This window comes from Sphingobacterium arenae, from assembly GCF_014692505.1.
GTDB lineage: Bacteria > Bacteroidota > Bacteroidia > Sphingobacteriales > Sphingobacteriaceae > Sphingobacterium > Sphingobacterium arenae.
Map to the genome: position 1 here is coordinate 949,476 of NZ_JACNYK010000002.1, position 21,599 is coordinate 971,074.

23 protein-coding genes are annotated in these 21,599 nt (G+C 40.7%); 10 read left to right on the forward strand and 13 right to left on the reverse strand.

From position 1 onward, the window contains the following. Positions 1-61: 61 nt before the first annotated feature. The 4 genes from rplT to thrS all read right to left on the reverse strand — a co-directional run bounded on the left by rplT (position 62) and on the right by thrS (position 3,246). Positions 62-406, reverse strand: a complete 345-nt coding sequence (rplT, locus tag H8B17_RS10255) for a 50S ribosomal protein L20 (protein WP_105724249.1) — start codon at positions 404-406, stop codon at positions 62-64. A gap of 98 nt (positions 407-504) precedes the next feature. Then, on the reverse strand, positions 505-705 hold the full coding sequence (gene rpmI / locus H8B17_RS10260; protein ID WP_105715938.1) for a 50S ribosomal protein L35: 201 nt from the start codon (positions 703-705) through the stop codon (positions 505-507). Positions 706-745: 40 nt separating this feature from the next. Beyond that, the gene (infC, locus tag H8B17_RS10265; protein WP_380933672.1) at positions 746-1,273 is read right to left on the reverse strand and encodes a translation initiation factor IF-3; all 528 of its coding nucleotides are present in this window, start codon (positions 1,271-1,273) and stop codon (positions 746-748) included. A 47-nt stretch (positions 1,274-1,320) separates the two neighbouring features. Continuing rightward, complete coding sequence (gene thrS / locus H8B17_RS10270; RefSeq protein ID WP_190309075.1) at positions 1,321-3,246, reverse strand: threonine--tRNA ligase; 1,926 nt, start codon at positions 3,244-3,246, stop codon at positions 1,321-1,323. Positions 3,247-3,479: 233 nt separating this feature from the next. On the opposite strand from thrS, the gene H8B17_RS10275 reads away from it, so the two are divergent. Continuing rightward, on the forward strand, positions 3,480-4,103 hold the full coding sequence (locus H8B17_RS10275) for a 7-carboxy-7-deazaguanine synthase QueE (protein ID WP_190309076.1): 624 nt from the start codon (positions 3,480-3,482) through the stop codon (positions 4,101-4,103). A gap of 4 nt (positions 4,104-4,107) precedes the next feature. On the opposite strand, the gene H8B17_RS10280 is transcribed toward H8B17_RS10275, so the two are convergent. Continuing rightward, entirely contained in the window at positions 4,108-5,178 is a 1,071-nt protein-coding gene (locus tag H8B17_RS10280; RefSeq protein WP_190309077.1) for a Gfo/Idh/MocA family protein, read from the reverse strand. Between the two features lie 2 nt (positions 5,179-5,180). After that, a complete protein-coding gene (locus tag H8B17_RS10285; RefSeq protein ID WP_190309078.1) occupies positions 5,181-6,458 on the reverse strand; it encodes a Gfo/Idh/MocA family protein in 1,278 nt (425 codons plus the stop codon). A gap of 66 nt (positions 6,459-6,524) precedes the next feature. Here H8B17_RS10285 and H8B17_RS10290 point away from each other — a divergent pair, with 66 nt between their 5' ends. Beyond that, positions 6,525-7,790 carry a DUF819 family protein gene (locus H8B17_RS10290; RefSeq protein WP_190309079.1) on the forward strand — a complete coding sequence of 422 codons (1,266 nt, stop codon included), beginning with the start codon at positions 6,525-6,527 and terminating at the stop codon, positions 7,788-7,790. Positions 7,791-7,829: 39 nt separating this feature from the next. After that, positions 7,830-8,273 carry an acyl-CoA thioesterase gene (locus H8B17_RS10295; protein ID WP_190309080.1) on the forward strand — a complete coding sequence of 148 codons (444 nt, stop codon included), beginning with the start codon at positions 7,830-7,832 and terminating at the stop codon, positions 8,271-8,273. Between the two features lie 37 nt (positions 8,274-8,310). Here the strand turns inward: H8B17_RS10295 and H8B17_RS10300 are convergent, their stop codons facing one another. From H8B17_RS10300 to H8B17_RS10310, 3 genes are read right to left on the reverse strand one after another with little or no spacing between them, the layout of a single operon-like run. Then, positions 8,311-9,822 carry a carbon-nitrogen hydrolase family protein gene (locus tag H8B17_RS10300; RefSeq protein WP_190309081.1) on the reverse strand — a complete coding sequence of 504 codons (1,512 nt, stop codon included), beginning with the start codon at positions 9,820-9,822 and terminating at the stop codon, positions 8,311-8,313. 1 nt (position 9,823) lies between these two features. Next, the gene (locus H8B17_RS10305; protein ID WP_223816477.1) at positions 9,824-10,165 is read right to left on the reverse strand and encodes a DUF3467 domain-containing protein; all 342 of its coding nucleotides are present in this window, start codon (positions 10,163-10,165) and stop codon (positions 9,824-9,826) included. 37 nt (positions 10,166-10,202) lie between these two features. Further along, positions 10,203-11,315 (reverse strand): M42 family metallopeptidase, encoded by a 1,113-nt coding sequence (locus H8B17_RS10310; protein WP_190309082.1) that lies wholly within the window; start codon positions 11,313-11,315, stop codon positions 10,203-10,205. A 292-nt stretch (positions 11,316-11,607) separates the two neighbouring features. On the opposite strand from H8B17_RS10310, the gene lgt reads away from it, so the two are divergent. Further along, complete coding sequence (gene lgt, locus H8B17_RS10315; protein ID WP_190309083.1) at positions 11,608-12,426, forward strand: prolipoprotein diacylglyceryl transferase; 819 nt, start codon at positions 11,608-11,610, stop codon at positions 12,424-12,426. Positions 12,427-12,479: 53 nt separating this feature from the next. On the opposite strand, the gene aroQ is transcribed toward lgt, so the two are convergent. Both aroQ and H8B17_RS10325 read right to left on the reverse strand, forming a co-directional pair. Then, a complete protein-coding gene (gene aroQ, locus H8B17_RS10320; protein WP_190309084.1) occupies positions 12,480-12,896 on the reverse strand; it encodes a type II 3-dehydroquinate dehydratase in 417 nt (138 codons plus the stop codon). Positions 12,897-12,933: 37 nt separating this feature from the next. Beyond that, complete coding sequence (locus tag H8B17_RS10325) at positions 12,934-14,562, reverse strand: gliding motility protein RemB (protein WP_190309085.1); 1,629 nt, start codon at positions 14,560-14,562, stop codon at positions 12,934-12,936. Positions 14,563-14,702: 140 nt separating this feature from the next. Here H8B17_RS10325 and murI point away from each other — a divergent pair, with 140 nt between their 5' ends. Further along, complete coding sequence (murI, locus tag H8B17_RS10330; RefSeq protein ID WP_190309086.1) at positions 14,703-15,527, forward strand: glutamate racemase; 825 nt, start codon at positions 14,703-14,705, stop codon at positions 15,525-15,527. A gap of 14 nt (positions 15,528-15,541) precedes the next feature. On the opposite strand, the gene H8B17_RS10335 is transcribed toward murI, so the two are convergent. After that, a complete protein-coding gene (locus H8B17_RS10335; protein WP_190309087.1) occupies positions 15,542-15,961 on the reverse strand; it encodes a SufE family protein in 420 nt (139 codons plus the stop codon). A 26-nt stretch (positions 15,962-15,987) separates the two neighbouring features. After that, positions 15,988-17,214, reverse strand: coding sequence for a cysteine desulfurase (locus tag H8B17_RS10340; protein WP_190309088.1), 1,227 nt, complete (start codon positions 17,212-17,214; stop codon positions 15,988-15,990). A gap of 129 nt (positions 17,215-17,343) precedes the next feature. Between H8B17_RS10340 and H8B17_RS10345 the strand changes: the two genes are divergently transcribed. The 5 genes from H8B17_RS10345 (at position 17,344) to H8B17_RS10365 (ending at position 21,594) form a co-directional block, all read left to right on the forward strand. Continuing rightward, the gene (locus tag H8B17_RS10345) at positions 17,344-18,339 is read left to right on the forward strand and encodes an acyl-ACP desaturase (protein ID WP_190309089.1); all 996 of its coding nucleotides are present in this window, start codon (positions 17,344-17,346) and stop codon (positions 18,337-18,339) included. Between the two features lie 84 nt (positions 18,340-18,423). Next, entirely contained in the window at positions 18,424-18,867 is a 444-nt protein-coding gene (locus H8B17_RS10350) for a MarR family winged helix-turn-helix transcriptional regulator (protein ID WP_190309090.1), read from the forward strand. An 11-nt stretch (positions 18,868-18,878) separates the two neighbouring features. After that, a complete protein-coding gene (locus tag H8B17_RS10355; RefSeq protein ID WP_190309091.1) occupies positions 18,879-19,883 on the forward strand; it encodes an NAD(P)/FAD-dependent oxidoreductase in 1,005 nt (334 codons plus the stop codon). Beyond that, on the forward strand, positions 19,884-20,213 hold the full coding sequence (locus H8B17_RS10360) for a 2Fe-2S iron-sulfur cluster-binding protein (RefSeq protein ID WP_190309092.1): 330 nt from the start codon (positions 19,884-19,886) through the stop codon (positions 20,211-20,213). A gap of 67 nt (positions 20,214-20,280) precedes the next feature. Further along, complete coding sequence (locus H8B17_RS10365; RefSeq protein ID WP_190309093.1) at positions 20,281-21,594, forward strand: NAD(P)/FAD-dependent oxidoreductase; 1,314 nt, start codon at positions 20,281-20,283, stop codon at positions 21,592-21,594. Positions 21,595-21,599: the final 5 nt, after the last annotated feature.

Here is a 21,599-nt window from a genome sequence, read left to right on the forward strand (position 1 = left end):
AAAAAAGGAGCCTAACGGCTCCTCTCTTAAGTATCTAACAAATTGATAGCGGGTTAAAACTCTATTTTACGGTATCAATTACTGCTTTAAAAGCATCAGGGTTGTTCATCGCTAAATCAGCTAATACCTTACGGTTTAGACCAATGTTTTTAGCATTTAACTTACCGATCAACTGAGAATAAGAAATCCCATGCTGACGTGCACCCGCGTTGATACGCTGAATCCATAAAGCTCTGAACTCGCGTTTTTTAGTTTTACGGTCGCGATAAGCGTACTGTAAACCTTTTTCTACTGTATTTTTAGCAATAGTATAAACTTTGCTTCTCGAACCGAAATAGCCTTTGGCCATTTTCATGATTCTTTTTCTTCTTCTTCTCGAAGCTACTGCGTTAACCGAACGTGGCATATTATTTTAAATTTAATTTGGTATAAGGTGTTACGTTTTTCAGCAATCTTACGACCCAATACCCGGTTACAAAATTATTTATTAAATGGAGATAAAACTTATTTACCGATGCCAAGCATACGTTTTACGTTGCCCATATCCGCATCGGAAACATAACTTGTTTGTGTCAAGTTACGCTTTTGCTTCGTTTCCTTTTTTGTCAAGATGTGGCTCTTATAGGCGCTCTTTCTTGCAATCTTACCTGTTCCAGTCAATTTAAAGCGTTTTTTCGCGCTGGAATTGGTTTTTACTTTTGGCATAATGAAATTAATTTTATATCAATCTGTTAGATTCTCGTATTTATTTTTTCGGAGCTGTCTTTGGGGCAAGTGTCAAGAACATCCTTTTACCTTCTAGTTTAGGCAACAATTCTACTTTCCCATAGTCCTCCAATGCTTGCGCAAAGCGCAATAATAAAATCTCACCTTGTTCTTTGAAAACGATAGCACGTCCTTTGAAATGCACATATGCACGAACTTTCTCGCCATTTTCTAAAAACTTTATAGCATGTTTTAACTTAAATTCGAAATCGTGATCATTCGTATTTGGCCCAAAACGGATCTCTTTAACAACAGTCTGTTTCGCATTCGATTTAATTTCCTTTTGCTTCTTCTTCTGCTCGTATACAAATTTACTATAATCAATGACCCTACAAACAGGAGGATTGGCATTTGGTGAAATCTCCACTAGGTCAAGTTCCAGCTCGTCTGCCATTTCTAATGCTTTACGAGTAGGATAAATGCCTTGCTCAACATTTTCACCCACCAGACGGACCTCTGGTACCCTGATGAATTCGTTAATGCGATGTTCTGGTTCTTTCTTTCTCATTGGCGGTCTAAAACCACCTGATCTTTTTAATGCCAAATGTTTAAATATTAAACGGTTATTTCTTTAATTAATAATTCCTTAAAAGCTTGCGGGCTCATCGAGCCTAAATCTACCGATCCATGTTTACGAACAGAAACTGTGCCATTTTCGGCCTCCTTCTCCCCTACAATCAACATATAAGGGATTTTTTTCAGTTCCGCATCACGGATCTTACGACCGACCTTCTCATCACGAAAGTCAATCAGTCCGCAAATATCGGAATTATTTAGCGAATTTAAAAGGTTTTTGGCAGTTTCCTCATATTTTTCAGATACGGGCAAAATTATAAATTGCTCAGGAGCAAGCCATAATGGGAATTGCCCTCCACAATGTTCGATGAGAACCGCTATAAATCGTTCTAGGGAGCCAAAGGGTGCACGATGAATCATCACAGGACGATGTTTTTGATTATCACTCCCCGTATATTCCAATTCAAAGCGCTCTGGTAAGTTGTAATCCACCTGAATTGTTCCCAGTTGCCACTTCCGGCCTAACGCATCCTTCACCATAAAGTCAAGTTTAGGCCCATAAAATGCAGCTTCACCATATTCAATTACAGTCGGAAGCCCTTTCTCTGCAGCCGCTTCCATAATCGCCGTTTCGGCTAAACTCCAATTTTCGTCTGTCCCGATATATTTCGTCCGGTTATCTGGATCGCGCAACGAAATTTGCGCTGTGTAATCCTCGAAACCTAATGCATCGAATACGTATAATGTTAAATCGATTACCTTCTTAAACTCTTCCTTCACCTGGTCTGGTCTACAGAATAAGTGTGCGTCATCTTGTGTGAATCCCCTTACGCGCGTCAATCCGTGTAACTCCCCGGATTGCTCATAACGATAAACTGTCCCGAACTCCGCAAACCGTACAGGCAAATCTTTATATGAGCGAGGTTTTGTCTTATAAATCTCACAATGATGCGGGCAATTCATCGGTTTCAGAAAAAACTCCTCTCCCTCCACCGGTGTCTGAATCGGTTGGAACGAATCTTCTCCATACTTTTCATAATGCCCCGAGGTTATATACAATTGTTTATGTCCGATGTGTGGTGTCACGACAGGTTCATAACCTGCCTTTACCTGCGCCCGTTGCAAAAATTCCTGTAATTTTTGACGAAGAGTAGCTCCTTTAGGCAACCAAAGTGGTAGCCCCGCTCCTACTTTCTCCGAAAAAGCAAAAAGCTCCAATTCTTTTCCCAGCTTACGGTGGTCACGTTTCTTCGCTTCCTCAATAAATTTTAAATACTCGGTTAGCTCAGATGCTTTCGGAAAACTAACGCCATATATACGGGTCAGTTGCTTACGTGTTTCATCTCCGCGCCAATATGCCCCAGCGACGTTTGTCAATTTGATTGCCTTAATTACTCCTGTGTGCGGAATATGTGGCCCACGACAAAGGTCTGTAAAATTACCTTGTGTATAGAACGTGATTTTACCGTCTTCCAAATCCTTAATCAAATCCAACTTATACTCATCCCCCTTCGATGTGAAATAGGCCAAGGCATCCGCTTTCGAAACCGACTTACGTTCAAATGTTTCTTTTTGCTTCGCCAGTTCCGACATCTTGTCTTCAATCTGCTTGAAGTCGTCGGAAGAAAATTCCCGATCACCGAAATCTACATCGTAGTAGAATCCGGTTTCAATGGCCGGACCGATCCCAAATTTTATCCCCGGGTACAATGCCTCCAACGCCTCTGCCAGTAAATGGGCAGACGAATGCCAAAAGGTAGATTTTCCTTTATCATCGTTCCAGGTCAACAATTTGACAGAAGCATCTTCTTCTATCGATCTGGATGCATCCCATACTTCACCGTTTACTTCCGCACCTAGCACATTTCTAGCTAAACCTTCAGAAATCGACTGTGCTACCTGCATAGCCGTAGTCCCTTTTTCATACTGACGGACAGACCCGTCAGGTAGTGTAATGTTAATCATCTACGAATATGATTTTAATTTATTAAAAAAATGAAACTTAGCAATTACAGAGCGCCAGCATACTACGCTGTAAATACCCCGTAACGTTGCGAAAGCAAAGATATTCAATATATGCTTAAAACGGAAGTCGTTTTTATACGTTCTACCGCGCGTATACAATAAACCCGGAGCATGCTCGGACACATCCCTACGTCGTTTTTTTTCGTATCTTTGTACTCTCAAAAATGCAGAAAATGTCAAATCAAGTTCCGGAAGACGGCACGCTGCTTCCACTGATGGAAGAATTTTACACGATACAAGGCGAAGGATATCATACAGGGAAGGCCGCATACTTTATTCGCCTAGGAGGGTGTGATGTAGGATGTCATTGGTGTGACGTCAAAGAAAGCTGGAATGCGGAACTACATCCACTGACGTCGGCAGAATCAATCATTGAAAATGCAAAGAAATTCCCTGCAAAAACAGTTGTTATTACAGGAGGAGAGCCTCTGCTCTACAATCTAGATTATCTCACAAGAGGATTAAAAGATGCAGGTATACAAACTTTTATAGAAACATCGGGGGCTTATCCGTTATCTGGATATTGGGATTGGATATGTTTATCTCCTAAAAAATTCAAGGGTCCACGCCCCGACGTGTTAAATGCTGCCGGCGAATTGAAAGTAATCGTTTTCAATAAAAGTGATTTTCAATGGGCAGAAGAGCACGCTCGGTTTGTCGGAAAAAACTGTAAATTATATCTACAACCCGAATGGTCTAAGACCACAGAAATGACACCGCTGATCATTGAATATGTAAAAGAGAATCCGCAATGGGAAATTTCCCTCCAAACACATAAGTATCTGAATATACCTTAGCTCCTCACAACGACACCATCCCACCGGTCTTGACGGATTCGTCGCAAGCAAGCGCTATTCTTAAACTATTAACCGCATCTTCCATAGACTTGGATAAATCTAAATCCTCCTGTATAGCCCGTAGAAAATATAACTGTTCCCGATCGCATAGTTCTTGATGACTAGGTTCGTCTGTTAAATTTATCCATTCATCTGGTTTGATAAACTTATTTTTTTCATCTATATCTGCATAATGCACACGTAATGATTCCGTTTGGGTATGCGCCTCGACAGAATCAGATTGTCCTTTCCCACCCGCTTTGTTTGCAACAATAGAAACCGCACCTTTCGGGCCTATAACATCTTTTATAAAAAATGCTGTTTCACTTATCATCGGCCCCCACCCAGCTTCGTACCAACCTATAGAACCATCATCAAAATGTATCTGCAATTGTCCATAATTATAGTTATCCAATGGTATATCATCCGTTAGACGAGCGCCAATAGCAGAGACACGAACAGGACGAGCTTCCGTCATCTGGCACATCACATCAATATAATGCACGCCACAATCAACGATAGGGCTCAGGCTCTTCATTAAATTCCGATGTACATCCCACATAAATCCTTGGCTTTGCTGGTTTAAATTCATGCGGAATACCAAAGGAACGCCCAATGTCTTCCCTATTTCAATAAATTTGGTCCAGGATGGGTGATGGCGAAGGATATAGCCTACGACTAGCTTTTTACCCGCGTGTTTAGCTGCCTGAACCACCCGCTCCGCTCCTACCACAGTATCTGCCAATGGTTTTTCAATAAATACATGTGCCCCCGCCTTAAAAGCCTTCAATGCATACGCTTCATGTGTATCGGGGTACGTCGCAATACAAACCGCATCCGGTTTTGTTTGATACAAGGCGACATCATAATCATCAAATGTCGGATAGGTCGCTTCAAGCCGGGAGTTAACACGATGCTTGCTGTTTCCTCTGGAGACCAAACCTACAAGCTCAAACCCTGCCAATTTATGATAGGCGGCCGCATGTGATGCACCCATATTACCACAACCAACAACTAATATCTTTATTTGTCCCATCGCTACGTAAACTTATAATGTCCCGGCCTCGGAATCGTCAGCTCATCTATTTTCATGTCCCAGTGATAATCCTCCACAGGTGGCCCTAAAACTTCTTTCGAATGGATAACCTCATCATAGGAAAGTGTTCTGCCCGAATATGCTGATAATCTCCCCCAAATCGCCATTAACGTTGAGGTTATCATAAAATCACCATCATTGATGATTTGCTTCTCTTTTATCGCCTTAAACAGCTCGTCATGTTGTGTTTGATACATGTTATTAAGAGGGTCGGTATTACGCCAGGGGTTATCCCCGAAAATTTCATAGCTGGTGTTAATCCCTACATTTATATACCCTTTCGTTCCCATAGCTTCCACGGTGTTACGTGGTGTTGTTCCATTCTGTTGACGACCAAAATGAAAAGCTCGAAACCCATTTTCATACTCATATTCTACAGCAAAGTGGTCATAAACATTACCGTATTTATTCCACGGTCGACTTTGACGTCCGCCCGTAGCAGTTACTTTATGCGGAAGCTTATTATTTAAGATCCATGACATATAATCTACGCTATGTATCGTCTGCTCCACGAGCATATCACCGGAATATCTTTGGTAATAATACCAATTGCGCAGCTGGTATGCTAAATCATTCCATTCAGGTTTTCTTTCTTTATGACTCAATTCACCACCGTGTCGAAACGAAGAAAGCGCTTTAATTTCTCCAATAGCACCGTCGTGTACTTGAGAAACAACCTGTCTGTTTGGAAAAGAATAACGGAAACAAAATCCGCTCACTAAACACAATTCCTTTTCTTTTGCCAACTTGACGGCCGCTTCTACCTGATGTAACCCTGGTATATCCACGGCAACAGGTTTTTCGCAGAAAACATGCTTGCCTTCTTTTATGGCTAATGCAAGATGCGCAGGTCTAAAATTCGGTGGTGTACACAATAACACCACATCTACTTTCGATTTTATCAGCTTTTCATAAGCATCGAATCCGAGAAAGGACGTTTTATCGTTGACGGTTATACGGTCACCGTATTTCTGCTTTAGCGCAGATAGCGTATTGTTCAGGTTATCTTCAAAAATATCCGCCAATGCCGTCACCCGTACGTCAGGGTCTGCTGCCAATGCTTGGAAGACAGCCCCCGTTCCTCGTCCCCCACACCCAACCAACCCCACGCGTATGACCTTTTTCTTGCTTTCTGCAACAGCTCCAAACAAGGGAGCACTCATCGCTGTTGAGGTAATGACCAGTCCACTATTCTTGATAAAATCTCTGCGATTAATCATGTTATATGTTACGGTTTAAAAAAAGATTACATAAATTCACGAGCAATTTAGCAATTAACACAAAATATGCAAAATGCTATCAGAGAAGTTACACCGCTCATAGCGGATAACGCCGTGGTATTTGGTTTACTAATGGTTGTTCTAGGAGTCGTTTTTTACACGTCAAGCTTGAAAAATAAATATATTATCCGATTTTATTCGGTTATCCCACCGCTGCTACTTTGCTATTTTATTCCCGGCTTGCTTAACTCTGCACATATTATAGATGGCGAAAACTCTCCCCTTGCAGGCATCGGAAGTCGTTTTTTTCTTCCAGCATGTTTGATTCTATTTACGTTAAACCTAGATCTGAAAGAACTGTGGAATCTACGTAAACGAGCTGGTTTGATGTTCTTGACTGGAACCGTTGGCATTGTTTTTGGCGGCCCCATCGCCGTTTGGATTACCTCGCTATTTGCTCCCCAGATCGTGGGTGGGGCCGGCCCCGACGAAGTATGGCGTGGATTGGGAGCATTAGCAGGGTCTTGGATTGGTGGAAGTGCTAATCAGGTGGCACTTAAAGAAATTTTGAAGCCTTCTCCTTCGTTATTTTCTTCTATTATTGCTGTAGATGTATTTGTCGCTTATATATGGATGGCTTTTCTGTTATATGGCGCCACTAAGCATCAAAAATTCAATCATTTTTTTAAAGCGGATGCTTCAGATGTAGAAGAACTGACCAAAAGAATGGATGAACAACAGAAAACGAGTAGCCGTATACCCGAAGCAAAAGATTTTATTATCATGTTATCGCTTGCCTTAGGCGGGACGGGCCTCGCATCGTTATTGGCAGAACCAATAGCGTCGTATATGACCAACCATTTCCCCGAATTAGAAAAATTTTCATTGACCAACAGCTTCTTTTGGATAGTCTTAGTCGCCACATTGATTGGCATTGCACTCTCATTTACACCGGCACGCAAATTGGAAAATGCGGGAGCCTCTAAATTAGGAACAACCATGCTCTATATGTTGATCGTAACTATTGGCATGCAGATGGACATTGCCGCGATCTTGGAAAATCCTGGACTATTTATTGTAGGTATCATCTGGCTGGGCATACATGCTGTCCTCTTATTTATAGTGGGAAAATGGATCAAAGCTCCTTTTTTTTACTTTGCGGTAGGCAGCATGTCCAATATTGGAGGCGTAGCATCTGCCACGGTGACCTCGGCTGCCTTTCATCCTTCACTCGTTTCTATAGGGGTTATCCTATCGGTATTCAGTTATGCCATTGGCACATATGCTGGGTGGTTAACTGCTATATTGATGCAATTGGTTTCTCCGAACTAGATACCGCTTATGAAATATTAAAACGAAACAAAAAACGACATGAAACAGCATATTTATTACGAAGGACAAGTACTCTGGGCTCAATTAGACCCGAACATGCATCTTAGACATTCCGCATACGCTGATTTTTGTGCACAGGCACGGAGCAACATGATGACCCGTGTGGGGCTTTCGCTAGAAGAATTTGCCAGATATCACATCGGCCCTATTCTTTTTAGAGAGGAGTTGACCTATCATCGTGAAATCGGTCTTGATGAGCGGATATACGTACAAGTTGAAATGACAAAGCTAAATCTACAAAATTTTCGCTTCTCGTTCCGTCACGAGATATACAAAGAAAATGGTGTAAAAGCAGCAACAGTAGAGATAGATGGTGCTTGGTTAGATCTCCAAAAACGAAAACTGACGATCATTCCCGATGCGTGGCATTCTATTTTTGAAATTATCCCAAAGGCAGACGATTATGTAGAGATTGCAGGATGATAAACGTAGTGAATCTCCCTACTTGTAGTGAATCTCCCTACTTTAGGAGATTCACCTCGTATAAATCCTTTCTTCTATTTTTCAATATTTTTACAGTTCCGTATTCATGTAGATCCCGAAGTGCATATAAATCAACGTCCGCTATCAGCACCATTTCGGTGTTTGGTGTAGCTTCTGCTTTGATACCATTGTTAGGGAACGCAAAGTCCGACGGGGTAAAAACAGCCGATTGCGAATATTGAATATCCATATTATTCACCCGTGGTAAATTTCCTACACAACCAGCAATTGCGACATAGCATTCGTTTTCGATTGCTCGAGCTTGCGCACAGGCCCTTACCCGCAAATAACCATTTTGGGTATCGGTCATGTATGGTACAAAAAGTATTTGCATGCCTTGGTCCGCCATAATACGGCTAACTTCCGGGAATTCCACATCATAACATATCAAAAGCCCAACTTTTCCACAATCCGTATCAAATACCTTGATTTCATTTCCGCCAACCATCCCGTAGTATTTGAACTCGTTAGGCGTAATGTGAATCTTTTTATGTACGTCCAATTTTCCATTACGATGGCACAAATACGATGCGTTATAAAGTTTCTTATACTCCCTGATCGGCATAGATCCGGCGATGATATTGACATTATAAGACACTGCAAATTCTTGAAGCTTTTCGACAATTTCTGCGGTCAACTCCGAAAGCTTCTCCATGGCTGCGTGCTCAGGCAAATCATTGTACGGGCTCATCAATGGCGTGTTGAAAAACTCCGGAAACATGACGAAGTCTGACCCGTAATCACTCACAGCATCAACAAAGAATTCCACTTGATCGTAGAAGTCGTTTATATCTTTAAACAACCGCATTTGCCACTGCACCAGACCCAATCTGGTTGTTTGTTTAGAAGCAGAAGAAGATATTGCATCAGGGTCATAGTATATATTATCCCATTGCAATAGAGTAGCAAATTCATTCGACTCTTTATCTTCTGGAAGATAATTCTTCAAAATCTTAGAGACATGAAAATCATTGGACAATTGAAAAGTGAGTGTCGGATCAAAAATTTCTTTCCGCTTTACTTTTTCAATATATGTCCGTGGCGTTATTTTATCCGCGTAGGCATGGTAATTGGGTATACGCCCGCCCGCAACAATTCCACGGAGGTTCATTTGCTCACACAGTTCTTTTCTAGCATCATACAAACGTCTGCCTAACCGCAGAGATCGGAAGTCGGGATGTACGAATACCTCTATTCCATAAAGGATATCACCTTCATAATCATGTGTCGAAAACTTTCCGTCATCTATAATCTCGTAATATTTCTTATAAATATTGGTTTTCTTCGAATCGATGATCAATGAAAGCGCACAGGCCACTACACGTCTGTCTACCTCCACACAAAGTTGTCCTTCGGGAAAAACCTCTATCAAATCTATGATATTTTCCCGCGTCCACACATCGCCCGTATCGTCGCCATAGGCCTTCTCCATGGAGCGCTTTAAATCCTTGTAGTCTTCAATGGTTAAGTTTCTAACTTGTATATCCATCTTATGCTTCCCCTTTCGGACCACCAAAATTTAGTGGCAACCCCGGCTCGCCCGCTTTGATAGTGCCGTTGGCGGCTTCAAATCGATTAACATTATCCTGTAATGCGCCTAACAACCGTTTAGCGTGCTCTGGTGTTAAGATAATTCTGGACTTAACCTTTGCTTTGGGTATTCCAGGCATGATGCGAATAAAATCCAACACAAATTCAGAGCTAGAATGTGTGATAATAGCTAAATTACTATATGTTCCTTCAGCTATCTCTTCATTCAACTCTATACTCAGTTCATTATTCTCTGCCTCTTCGTTATTATTGTTCTTTAAATCCATAAAATTAATGTCCATTTTGGTTCTTTAAACTTTTTGTTCCTTTTTCAGTTATTTATACAACAAACGACCTAAAATCTTGCCCATCTTCGACCTTGAGCAAAACCTCATAAATAAGCCGTACAACATTGTCTAAATCTTCTTTATGTACCATCTCTACGGTTGTATGCATATATCGTAAAGGCAATGAGATCAAAGCTGATGGCACACCGCCGTTGGAATAAGCAAAAGCATCAGTATCTGTTCCGGTAAAACGAGAAGACGCCTGTCGCTGAAACGGAATATCATTTTCCTTAGCCACAGCTATCAAAAGCTTATTTAAATTGATCTGTACAGCAGGCGCATAAGACAGTACGGGTCCTTGGCCACAGGCTAAATCGCCCTGCGTAATTTTATTAATCATCGGCGTTTGCGTATCATGCGTTACATCCGTAACAATGGCGAGATTAGGCTTGATATAATGGGTAATCATTTCTGCTCCACGTAAACCGATTTCCTCTTGTACAGCATTTACAATATACAGTCCAAAAGGTAATTTCTTTTTGTTCTGCTTTAATAATCTTGCAACTTCAGCAACCATAAAACCTCCGGCACGATTATCTAACGCACGCCCTACGTAATAGCGGTCGTTAAGTACCATAAATTCATCTTCATAGGTTACTACACAACCTACGTGAATCCCCATCTCCTCCACTTCGTCTTTGGAGGTTGCACCACAATCCAAAAAGATATTTTTCAAGGAGGGGGCATCCTCTTTCTCGCCGGAACGCGTATGTATAGCCGGCCATCCAAAAACAGCTTTCACCATGCCGTTATCCGTATGAATGTTCACACGTTTAGAAGGTGCGATCTGATGATCCGACCCTCCATTTCGGATAACGTATATTAGTCCCTCTTTGGTGATGTAATTAACAAACCATGATATTTCATCGGCATGAGCCTCGATAACGACTTTATAGGGTGCATCAGGATTGATAATACCTACTGCTGTACCGTAATTGTCAATATAAGTTTTGTCTACGTAAGGTTTCAGATAATCCAACCATAAACGCTGTCCTTCCCATTCAAAGCCAGTCGGCGACGGATTATTAATGTACTTTTCAAAAAACTTTAGCGATTTATCCGTTACCACGGAGACATGTTTCTTCTTTTCTTTTTTATTTGCCATACATTCAGACTATATCTACAGACCATAGAATTTGGAATATTCCACAGTTATCAAAGTTAGGAATTTCAAGGAAATAGCATAAGAAATTTAATGCAATATTGATTTTATAAAGGATAACCTATATATTTCCTCTATAAAATAACCCTTGATGGCTGAAGAGGGCGAAATAACCACATAGTGCCCATGAGCGCCTTAAAAGACATAGGATCCGAATAATTTATTTTATATGCATCCGCAGTTATATTGCATATAAAAATAAATTTATTTAGGTTTACCACACAATTGAAGACTTATGCACGCAATATTAAATGTTATCCATTGGAATATAGATCCTATCATTTTTGAAATAGGTTCCTTTGGCCTGCGCTACTATGCATTATGCTTTTTAGCCGCCTTTGTCGTATCCTATGTCCTGATGTTAAAAATTTTCAAAAGAGAAGGAAAAACACAAGAACTATTAGATCAATTAAGTATTTATATCTTTCTAGGAACCTTAATTGGTGCAAGGTTGGGACACTGTTTATTCTACGAGTTTGATTACTACAGTAAACATCCATTGGAAATGATCCTTCCCTTCCGTATGATTGACGGTAGTTTTGAACTTACGGGATTTCAAGGACTTGCCAGTCACGGAGGTGCCATCGGCATTTTGATAGCGCTTTGGCTGTTTTCCCGAAAAACGAAAACCGATTTCATGTGGATTGCGGACCGTTTAATTATAGTGGTTTCACTGGCAGGTGCCTTTGTACGACTGGGCAATTTTTTCAACTCAGAAATTATCGGTCTTCCGACCACCTTACCATGGGGCGTTGTCTTTGAGCGGATAGATATGGTAGCCCGTCACCCAGCACAGTTATATGAAGCCCTTGCTTACATTGTCATTTTCCTAATTTTGTGGACAATGTACCAAAAAAATGCAAAGCCAAAGCCAGGATATCTGTTCGGTATATTCTTGGTATTATTATTTGGAGCACGATTTGTCTTGGAATTCTACAAAGAAAACCAAGAGGCATTTGAAGACACCATGAAGTTTAATATGGGGCAATTGTTAAGTATTCCGTTTATGATTGTAGGGTTGTATCTTATTTTTCGAAAGCCGAAAAATAACTAAAATAACGCTGAACGGTGATCTAACCCCAATAAATCGCCGTTCAGCAATGACAACTATAAAAAACTCTCTATCCCTAATGTATAGCTATTTAACCCAAAACCACAAATAACCCCCACACAATTTTGGGCCAGATAGGAATGGTGACGAAATATTTCACGTTGATGCACGTTGGAGATATGGACTTCGACTACTGGGGTCGTAACGCCCGCAATAGCATCTCCAATGGCAATCGAAGTATGCGTATACGCGCCTGCGTTAAGTACCACACCATCATAAGAGAAACCAATCTCATGTATTTTGTCGATGATTTCGCCCTCGTGATTGCTTTGAAAATAAGACAGATGAACTGTTGAGTACTTTTGTTTTAATACTTCAAAAAAAGACTCGAAATCCTGACTTCCGTAAATATTTTTTTCTCGTACCCCCAATAAATTTAGATTAGGGCCATTTATGATCATGATCTTCTTCATACGCTAGCTAAATACTGTGCATAAAGATAAGAATATCCTATATATCTCCATAAAAATTACGGAATGAAGACCGAAGGCCGAAACTAATAACACCAGATTTCTCTGTTGGCGAACCCTCGATCTTATTATACCGTTGCGTGTATCCTAACTCCAAGCGTAAGTTGTATTTCGGATTCAATACATAAGCCGCTTTTATGTCAGCATAGTAAAGGTCATTCTTTACACCTTGTCCGATGTAATTATCATACATATTGGGAATAGACCTATATGACTGAAAAATATCGCCTCCCATATTTGTCAAGGGATCCGGGTCTGTACCGAAACGACTATAGACGCCCTGGACTGAAAAATCAAAACGGTTCCAAGAATAATTGGCCATCCCAATTAATTCTTTAAAATTTGCCCCCCTAGGGTGAGCCAAGGGTTCCCCATTATTGCTATAATTAGAGATGGATACAAAATGTTGATACGTATAAGGTCGTACCACATTATATTCCGCTAAGAAGTTGAGGTTTTGCACCTTAAAGATATTGAAACCTTTTACCCCAAGCTGTGTACCCCACTTGTTATGTGCATAACCATTGCCGGCAAAAAACTCTTTGGCCGTGAACTCGCCTAACAAAAATTGGCCATAGGCAGTAATATTATTCCATATTTTATACTTGGCATTTAATCCCAAGAACATTTTATCCGGTGACGTCGAATTGTTGGATTCCACCGGACGCAGGAAAATGATAGGATTAACATAATTAAAATCGAATCCGCGGTGCCCTGCTTCGTTACGATTTGCCCATACAACTGCTTGAAAGAAACCAATCGACAAACGATTTGTTGCGTTATAATCCAAATATTGGAAAGCTCCCCATTTGCTACCATCACCAAACCGACCTCCAGAATTGAGCGAATCTACGCGCGGATTTCTCGGGTCGTTCATATATGCCCATATCGACGTATATTGTACATTCCCAATCTTACCCGTGAATTTCAAATGCGCATAATTTGAGGAGAAATCTGACAGTAATAACGAGCGGTAACCATCTCCAATATGGTTTTTGTCATATGCCAATGTGGTTTGGAAATAATCGTTAAAGTCATAGGTCAGACTGGCCGTAGCATACATCCAGTCCTTTTTGTTATTTGATAAGTGCTTTGTGTTTCCTTGGCCGGGAATCACCCCAGACCTATCTATATAGTCGGTAAGGTAATTCGGAAAAACACCTTGATTTTCAAATGCATTCGCATAAAATGTAAATTTATCCTTAATATTCAACCCTACTTGAATCCCACGCGTGTTCAACCAGGTTGTTCTTTTATCCGCACCCAACATTTCTTTTCCGATCACAAAATCAGGCAAAAAATCCAAGTAAAAGCTATGATCTTCTTTATGAATTTCTACTAAATGCTCATTGAATATCTTCCGCATAAAAATATTATCTGAGTCCACTTGGTTCAAACTTTGGATAGAATCGTACCTAGCCAATAAATTCCCTTTAAAAAGAAAAGGCTTTGTAGCGGTATGTATCCGTGTATCCGGCGAATAGAGAAGTTCGTCGTATTTTTGATAGTGCTGGTATGAATAAGGTTGGTTTTTAACTTGTCCCTTTACGGGAGACGGGGCAGTAAACACTGCAAAGGACACTAAAACAAAAAAGTAATGAAACTTCATAAATTAAAATATATTATACTTGTTCTACCCAACAATTATTATTCCTAATTTTATTTCGCACCAAAGGTAACGATATTATAGTTGGAAAACTTACAAAGAAAAACCATCTTTGCCTTACAAAAGAAGCTGACAGAGATACAATGATAAATACAGCAAAGCAGGGTCCGATTGGTATATTTGATTCCGGTTACGGAGGATTAACTGTATTTCGTAAAATTAAGGACAGTTTACCTTTATACGATTACGTGTATTTGGGCGATAATGCACGGGTACCTTACGGCACTCGGTCGTTTGAGGAAGTTTATGATTTCACAAAATCCTGTGTATTTAAATTATTCGATTTGGGTTGCAACCTCGTCATTCTAGCGTGTAACACCGCTTCCGCAAAGGCTTTACGAACGATTCAGCAGAATGATCTTCCTACAGGGAAAAAAGTATTGGGCGTTATTCGCCCAACCACGGAATCTATTCATCAGTACACCAAGACAAACGAAGTAGGTGTGCTTGCGACACAGGGTACCGTATTGTCCGAGTCCTATAAAATAGAAATCACGAAATTCCATCCAGAAATAAAAGTATATCAACATGCTTGTCCGCTGTGGGTACCGCTTGTCGAACGAAATGAAATAAAAGGTGAAACAGCAAGTGAAATTATCCATAGCGATATTCAGGAGATACTTGAACAGAGCCCTGATATTGACACCCTCATACTCGCCTGCACACATTACCCCTTATTGCTCCCTCTTATACGTCAGCATACGCCAGCTCATGTACAGGTCTTGCCACAGGGGGAACTCATTGCCAATAGCTTGGTCGATTATCTTCATCGCCACCCCGAAATCGAAGAAATCTGTTCAAAAAATAGTCGTATGCAATTTTTCACTACAGACCACGCCCTCGGTTTCGAAGAAAAAGCGTCAATATTTTTTGGAGAAAAGGTAAATGTTCAACACGTTTCCGTATAGATAGAAAAAACATGTTAATTTCTCATTTGCAAAGCCACGGCATACAATTTCATCTGTTTGACCATAGACAGTAAACCATTGGCACGTGTAGGAGAAAGATGTTCTTTCAATCCGATCTCATCAATAAAATAAAGTTCTGTCTGTGCGATCTCCTTTGGGGTATGCCCAGAAAGCACTTTTACCATTAAACTCACCAAACCTTTCGTAATAATCGCGTCACTGTCAGCTGTAAAATATACTTTCCCGTCTCGTAACTCTGGATATAGCCATACTTTTGATTGGCAGCCCTTTATAATATAATCGTCTCTTTTATATTCTTCTTTGATCAAAGGGACCTCCTTTCCCAATTGGATGATGTATTCATATTTTTCCATCCAGTCCTGGTAAAAAGCAAAATCCTCAATAAGTTCGTCTTGTATTTCGTTTATCGTCATTTTTAATTAATGGTTTACACGGTATATCAATCACGTAACATTTTTAATGCCCTTTTCAATCCTACCATTAAGATATCCACCTCTTCCTTGGTGTTATACATTGCCAAGGAGACCCGCACCGTCCCAGATATTTCGAAAGCATCCATAACCGGCTGTGCACAATGATGTCCTGTCCTCACCGCAATGCCCAATTTGTCTAATATGACACCAATATCATAAGGATGCACGTCATCTACAACAAAAGAAATAACGGAAGATTTTTGGGCTGCGGTACCGATAAAGCGGATTCCATCAATCTCTGACAAACGCGATGTTGCGTAAGCCAATAGCTCATCTTCATAAACCTTGATCGTCTCTAAGCCGATACCTTCTATATAATCTATAGCGTCGCCCAGACAAATCCCTGCCTCAATATTAGGTGTTCCGGCCTCAAATTTAAATGGCAGTTCATTATAAGTGGTCTTTTCAAAGGTCACATCCTTAATCATATCTCCCCCACCCTGATAAGGAGGCATTTTATTCAACAATTCTTCTTTCCCATACAATACACCAACCCCCGTTGGGCCATACATCTTATGTCCTGAAAAAGCAAAGAAATCCGCATCGAGTGCCTGCACGTCTATGGCTACGTGCTGTATCGCCTGTGCTCCATCAATCAATACAGGCACACGATGATCATGTGCAATATCGATCATCTGTTTTACAGGATTTACTGTCCCCAAAGCATTAGACACATAGGTGAACGAAGCCAGTTTTGTCCGTTCCGAAAACAACGACTTATAAGCTTCTATATCCAACTCGCCTTTATCATTCATTGGAATAACACGCAACTTACAACCCTTCTCATCACACAGCATTTGCCAAGGTACGATATTCGAATGGTGTTCCATGGCGGAAATAATAATTTCGTCTCCTGCATTTATAAATGCACGACCATAACAGGACGCAATAATATTTATAGCCTCCGTTGTACCTTTGGTGACAATGATTTCATGCTCATACTTTGCATTGATAAATGTCTGCACTTTACGGCGTGTTACTTCAAAAGCATCGGTGGAAATCTGACTCAGATAATGTACGCCACGATGCACATTACTATTCATATCCGCATAATAACGTGTTATCGCATCAATAACCTGTCTCGGTTTTTGCGTGGTAGCACCGTTGTCAAAATAAACTAAGGGCTTACCGTTTACTTCTCGACCCAGTATTGGAAAATCCGCCCGTATTTTTTCTATATCAAAAGTTCCCAATGTATATACTCCTTAAATATCCTACAAAGTTAGTATATTAAGCATGAAAATTGGTCAATATGATGTATTCTTTTTTTGTCTCTCTTTATCGCTTTATTTTATTCGCAATTGGTTATCTTTGTATAAGATATGCAAGAATTACCATTAAATATACCTGAAGGCTCGAGAAAAGAGGTTATGGCATATTTAGAGCCGTTCATGTTGAAGGAAATGAGCGAGTATCTAAAGCCAGTAGAAGAAATGTGGCAACCAGCTGATTTCTTACCCGATTCCTCACGCCACACTTTTTTTGAAGAAGTTAGAGACCTGCAGGAAAGTGCAAAAGAGCTTCCCTATGATTTAGTTGCTGTTCTTATCGGGGATACCATCACTGAAGAAGCCCTTCCAACTTACGAATCCTGGTTGACAATGGTCGAAGATGTGGAGAAAAATGAACAAGGAGGATGGATGAGATGGGTGAGGGCTTGGACTGCAGAAGAGAATCGTCACGGCGATCTACTGAACAAATATTTATATTTATCAGGACGCATTGATATGCGACAATTTGAAATATCAACTCAATATTTGATAAGGGATGGTTTCGATATTGGCACAGGTGCCGATCCGTACCGTAATTTTATTTATACCTCGTTTCAAGAGCTAGCGACAAATGTATCGCACCGTCGGGTAGCAGGTATTTCTAAAAAATCAGGTGATAAATTGTTAGCCAAAATGTGTGGGGTAATTGCAGCGGACGAAGCTCGGCACGCCAAAGCGTATATGTCATTTATATCACACGCCATGAAAGTAGACCCGAGCGAGGTCATGATTGCCTTCGAGGATATGATGCGAAAGAAGATTGTCATGCCTGCCCATTTTCTACGCGAAGCAGGCGAACCACAAGGAGAAGCATTTGCGCATTTCTCCGATGCGGCACAGCGCATGGAAGTATATACAGCACTAGATTACGTCGAGATTCTCAAGGACCTTAACCGTGAATGGGCCATCGACAAAGTGACTGACTTGAACGAAAAGGGAGAAAAAGCGCGGGATTACCTCATGAAATTACCTGATCGTCTCACACGATTGGCAGACAGAATAAAAATCCCAGAGATTCAATATAAATTTAAATGGATTCATGGGTAGCAAAAAAAGCTTGGGATAAAATCCAAGCTTTTTTTGTAGTGTATTAATCTTTTTGTAAATTTACTTGTCACACTAATAATTGCCATGCAAAAGGAAATATACACTCAATATTCTTTCATTCTGGATCGTACCGCCAGACGTGTAAAACAATACGCCCAGACTTCCTTTTCGGAAAAATCTTTTGATATTACTATCGATCAATGGTCGATCTTAAAGACCCTCTATAAGGAAGACCCCATGACACATAAGGAACTTGCTGAAAAGACAGGGAAAGATCAACCTACCCTAACTCGTATTGTCGATATCATCATAAAAAAAGAACTAGTGGAACGTGTAGAACATCCAGAAGACAGACGATGTTTGCTCATACAATTGACGACACAAGGAGAAAACAAAGTAAAAGAGCTCTCTCCAGAGATCGCTCAAATTCGTATGAAAGCTTGGGAGAATCTTTCAGAAGAGGATTTCAAAAATTTCACCAGAATACTAAATACTATATATAATAATTTGAATGTTCAAGGAAAATAAAAAATAACACGATGATAAAAACAGATATATGCATTATTGGGGCCGGTCCTGTTGGCTTATTCGCTGTATTCGAGGCCGGTTTATTGAAAATGAGATGCCATTTAATCGATGTGTTACCTCAAATCGGTGGTCAGCTTTCGGAAATCTACCCCCACAAGCCTATTTATGACATTCCCGGCTACCCTAACATAAAAGCGCAAGAACTTATCGATAAGCAAATGGAACAAATTGCACCGTTCCAACCTACGTTTACACTAGGAGAACGCGTAGAAAGTTTACAAAGGCAAGACGATGGATCGTATCACATCATAGGCTCTGATGGTACTGTCATTCATTGTCAAGTAGTTGTTATTGCTGGCGGACTGGGCTGCTTCGAACCGCGAAAGCCAGACTTGATCAATTTAGAGCTTTATGAAAAATCACATGTGCATTATATGGTCAAAAATCCCGAACGCTTCCGCGATAAGCGCATCGTTATCGCTGGAGGTGGTGATTCCGCACTCGACTGGACCGTTTATCTTACTACCGTGGCAAAAGAGGTAACACTCGTACATCGAAACGACTCCTTCCGAGGTGCGCCCGATTCTGCTGAAAAGGTCTATCGACTGGCCCAGGAGGGAAAAATAAATCTACTTTTGTCTCATAATCTTGTTTCCCTTGGCGGAAACGGTCATTTAGAACACATCCAACTAGTCAACAAGCAAAAGGAAAACATTGTAGTACCTACGGAAGAATTCATTCCCTTATACGGGTTAAGCCCAAAATTGGGTCCAATCGCCGAATGGGGATTAAATATTGATAAGAATGCGATAGAGGTCGACACATTCGATTACAGGACTAATATCGAACGTATCTATGCCATTGGCGACATCAACACCTACCCTGGAAAACTTAAATTAATCCTATGTGGATACCACGAGGCTGCTTTGATGTGCCAAAGTGCTTTCAAATATATTTATCCGGATCAAAAATTAAGTTTTAAATACACTACTGTAAATGGTGTCAACGCATTTTAAATGGAAAATACAATCCACATCACCGTCGAAGATCGTGATGGCGCAACCCAGACGATAGCAATTCCTACAGACATCAATTTAAGTCTAATGGAAATCCTAAAAGCTTCAGCGTACAACATCCTCGCGACCTGCGGTGGTATGGCACTATGTGCGACTTGTCATATACAGGTAATTGACGGCGGAGACAACTTACCTGAAGCATCGGATCAAGAACTAGATATGTTGGATACACTGCCTGATGCAGACTCCAAAAGCAGGTTAGCCTGCCAATTGCACCTCACGAACGACCATGAGGGATTGAGGTTAAAAATCAAAGGCGCGTTACAATAACAAATACGTAAATTTTTACGCGATGTTTTCGTACTTTTGCCCCAAAATAGAACAAAATTAGTTTATCATGTTATTAGATCGTTCTGAAAGAAGCTTTCCGAGAGTGATTATCATCGGAGGTGGCTTTGGTGGTATCGAAATTGCCCGGCGTTTAAAAGATAAAGAAGTTGAAGTATTACTAATCGACAGGAATAACTTCCATACTTTTCAGCCATTGATGTATCAAGTCGCTACTGGAACATTAGCAGCAGATGCCATTTCCTTTCCAATCCGTAAAATGTTCAAGTCACAGCATAACTTTCGATTTAGAATGGCTGATGTTACTGAAATCGATCACACAGAAAAAATTGTTAAGACATCCGTAGGTGATTATGATTACGATTATCTGGTAATTGCGACAGGTGCTACATCCAATTTTTTCGGTAATAGACAAGTAGAAAAATATGCCCTGCCGATGAAAAGTATTCATGAGGCTCTAAATATTCGAAGTTATGTTTTGCAAAATCTAGAGGAGGCCGTACTTCGAAAAAACTATCACGACCGGGAGCGTTTTCTTAATTTCGTTGTGGTAGGCGGTGGCCCTACAGGTGTAGAACTATCTGGGGCGATAGCCGAAATTCAGCTTCACATGCTCAAAAAAGACTATCCCGAGCTCTCTAAAAATGAAATGAAAGTATATCTTGTCGAGGGTACTGAAAAGATCTTAGCTGCGTTGTCGGAAAAATCTTCCCAAGACGCCGAGCGTTACCTCCGAGATCTTGGGGTAAATATATTGCTCAACACTCAAGTGACTGGCTATGATGGCAACACCATTACATTCTCCAACGGAGAAAGTATCCCAACCAAGACCGTAATATGGGGCGCTGGAGTGATGGGACAATTTCCCGCCGGAATACATCCGGAAATTATTCAGCGTGGTAACCGTATCCAAACAGATGGACAGTGCCGCGTAAGTGGATTGGAAAATGTATATGCAATCGGTGATGTCGCGGCGATGATTACTGACGAGACGCCACGAGGGCTCCCGGGTGTGGCACCAGCGGCTCAACAACAAGGCGCGTATGTGGCCAAACACATCCTAAAACATATGAATAACCAACAGGTTTCTGATTTTAAATATTTCGATAAGGGCTCTATGGCCACCATTGGGCGAAATAAAGCGGTAGTTGATATGGGCCGTTTCCACATGAAAGGATTTTTAGCGTGGCTTACCTGGATGTTTGTCCATTTGGTTTCTATTTTTGGATTTAGAAACAAATTGGTGACCTTTGTGAACTGGTCAATAAAATTTTTCACCAAAAATAGTGGTATCCGCTTGATCATCAACAAATACAAGCGACCAGATATAGAAAAGGAAACAGAAATCGAGTATCATTCATAAAAAGA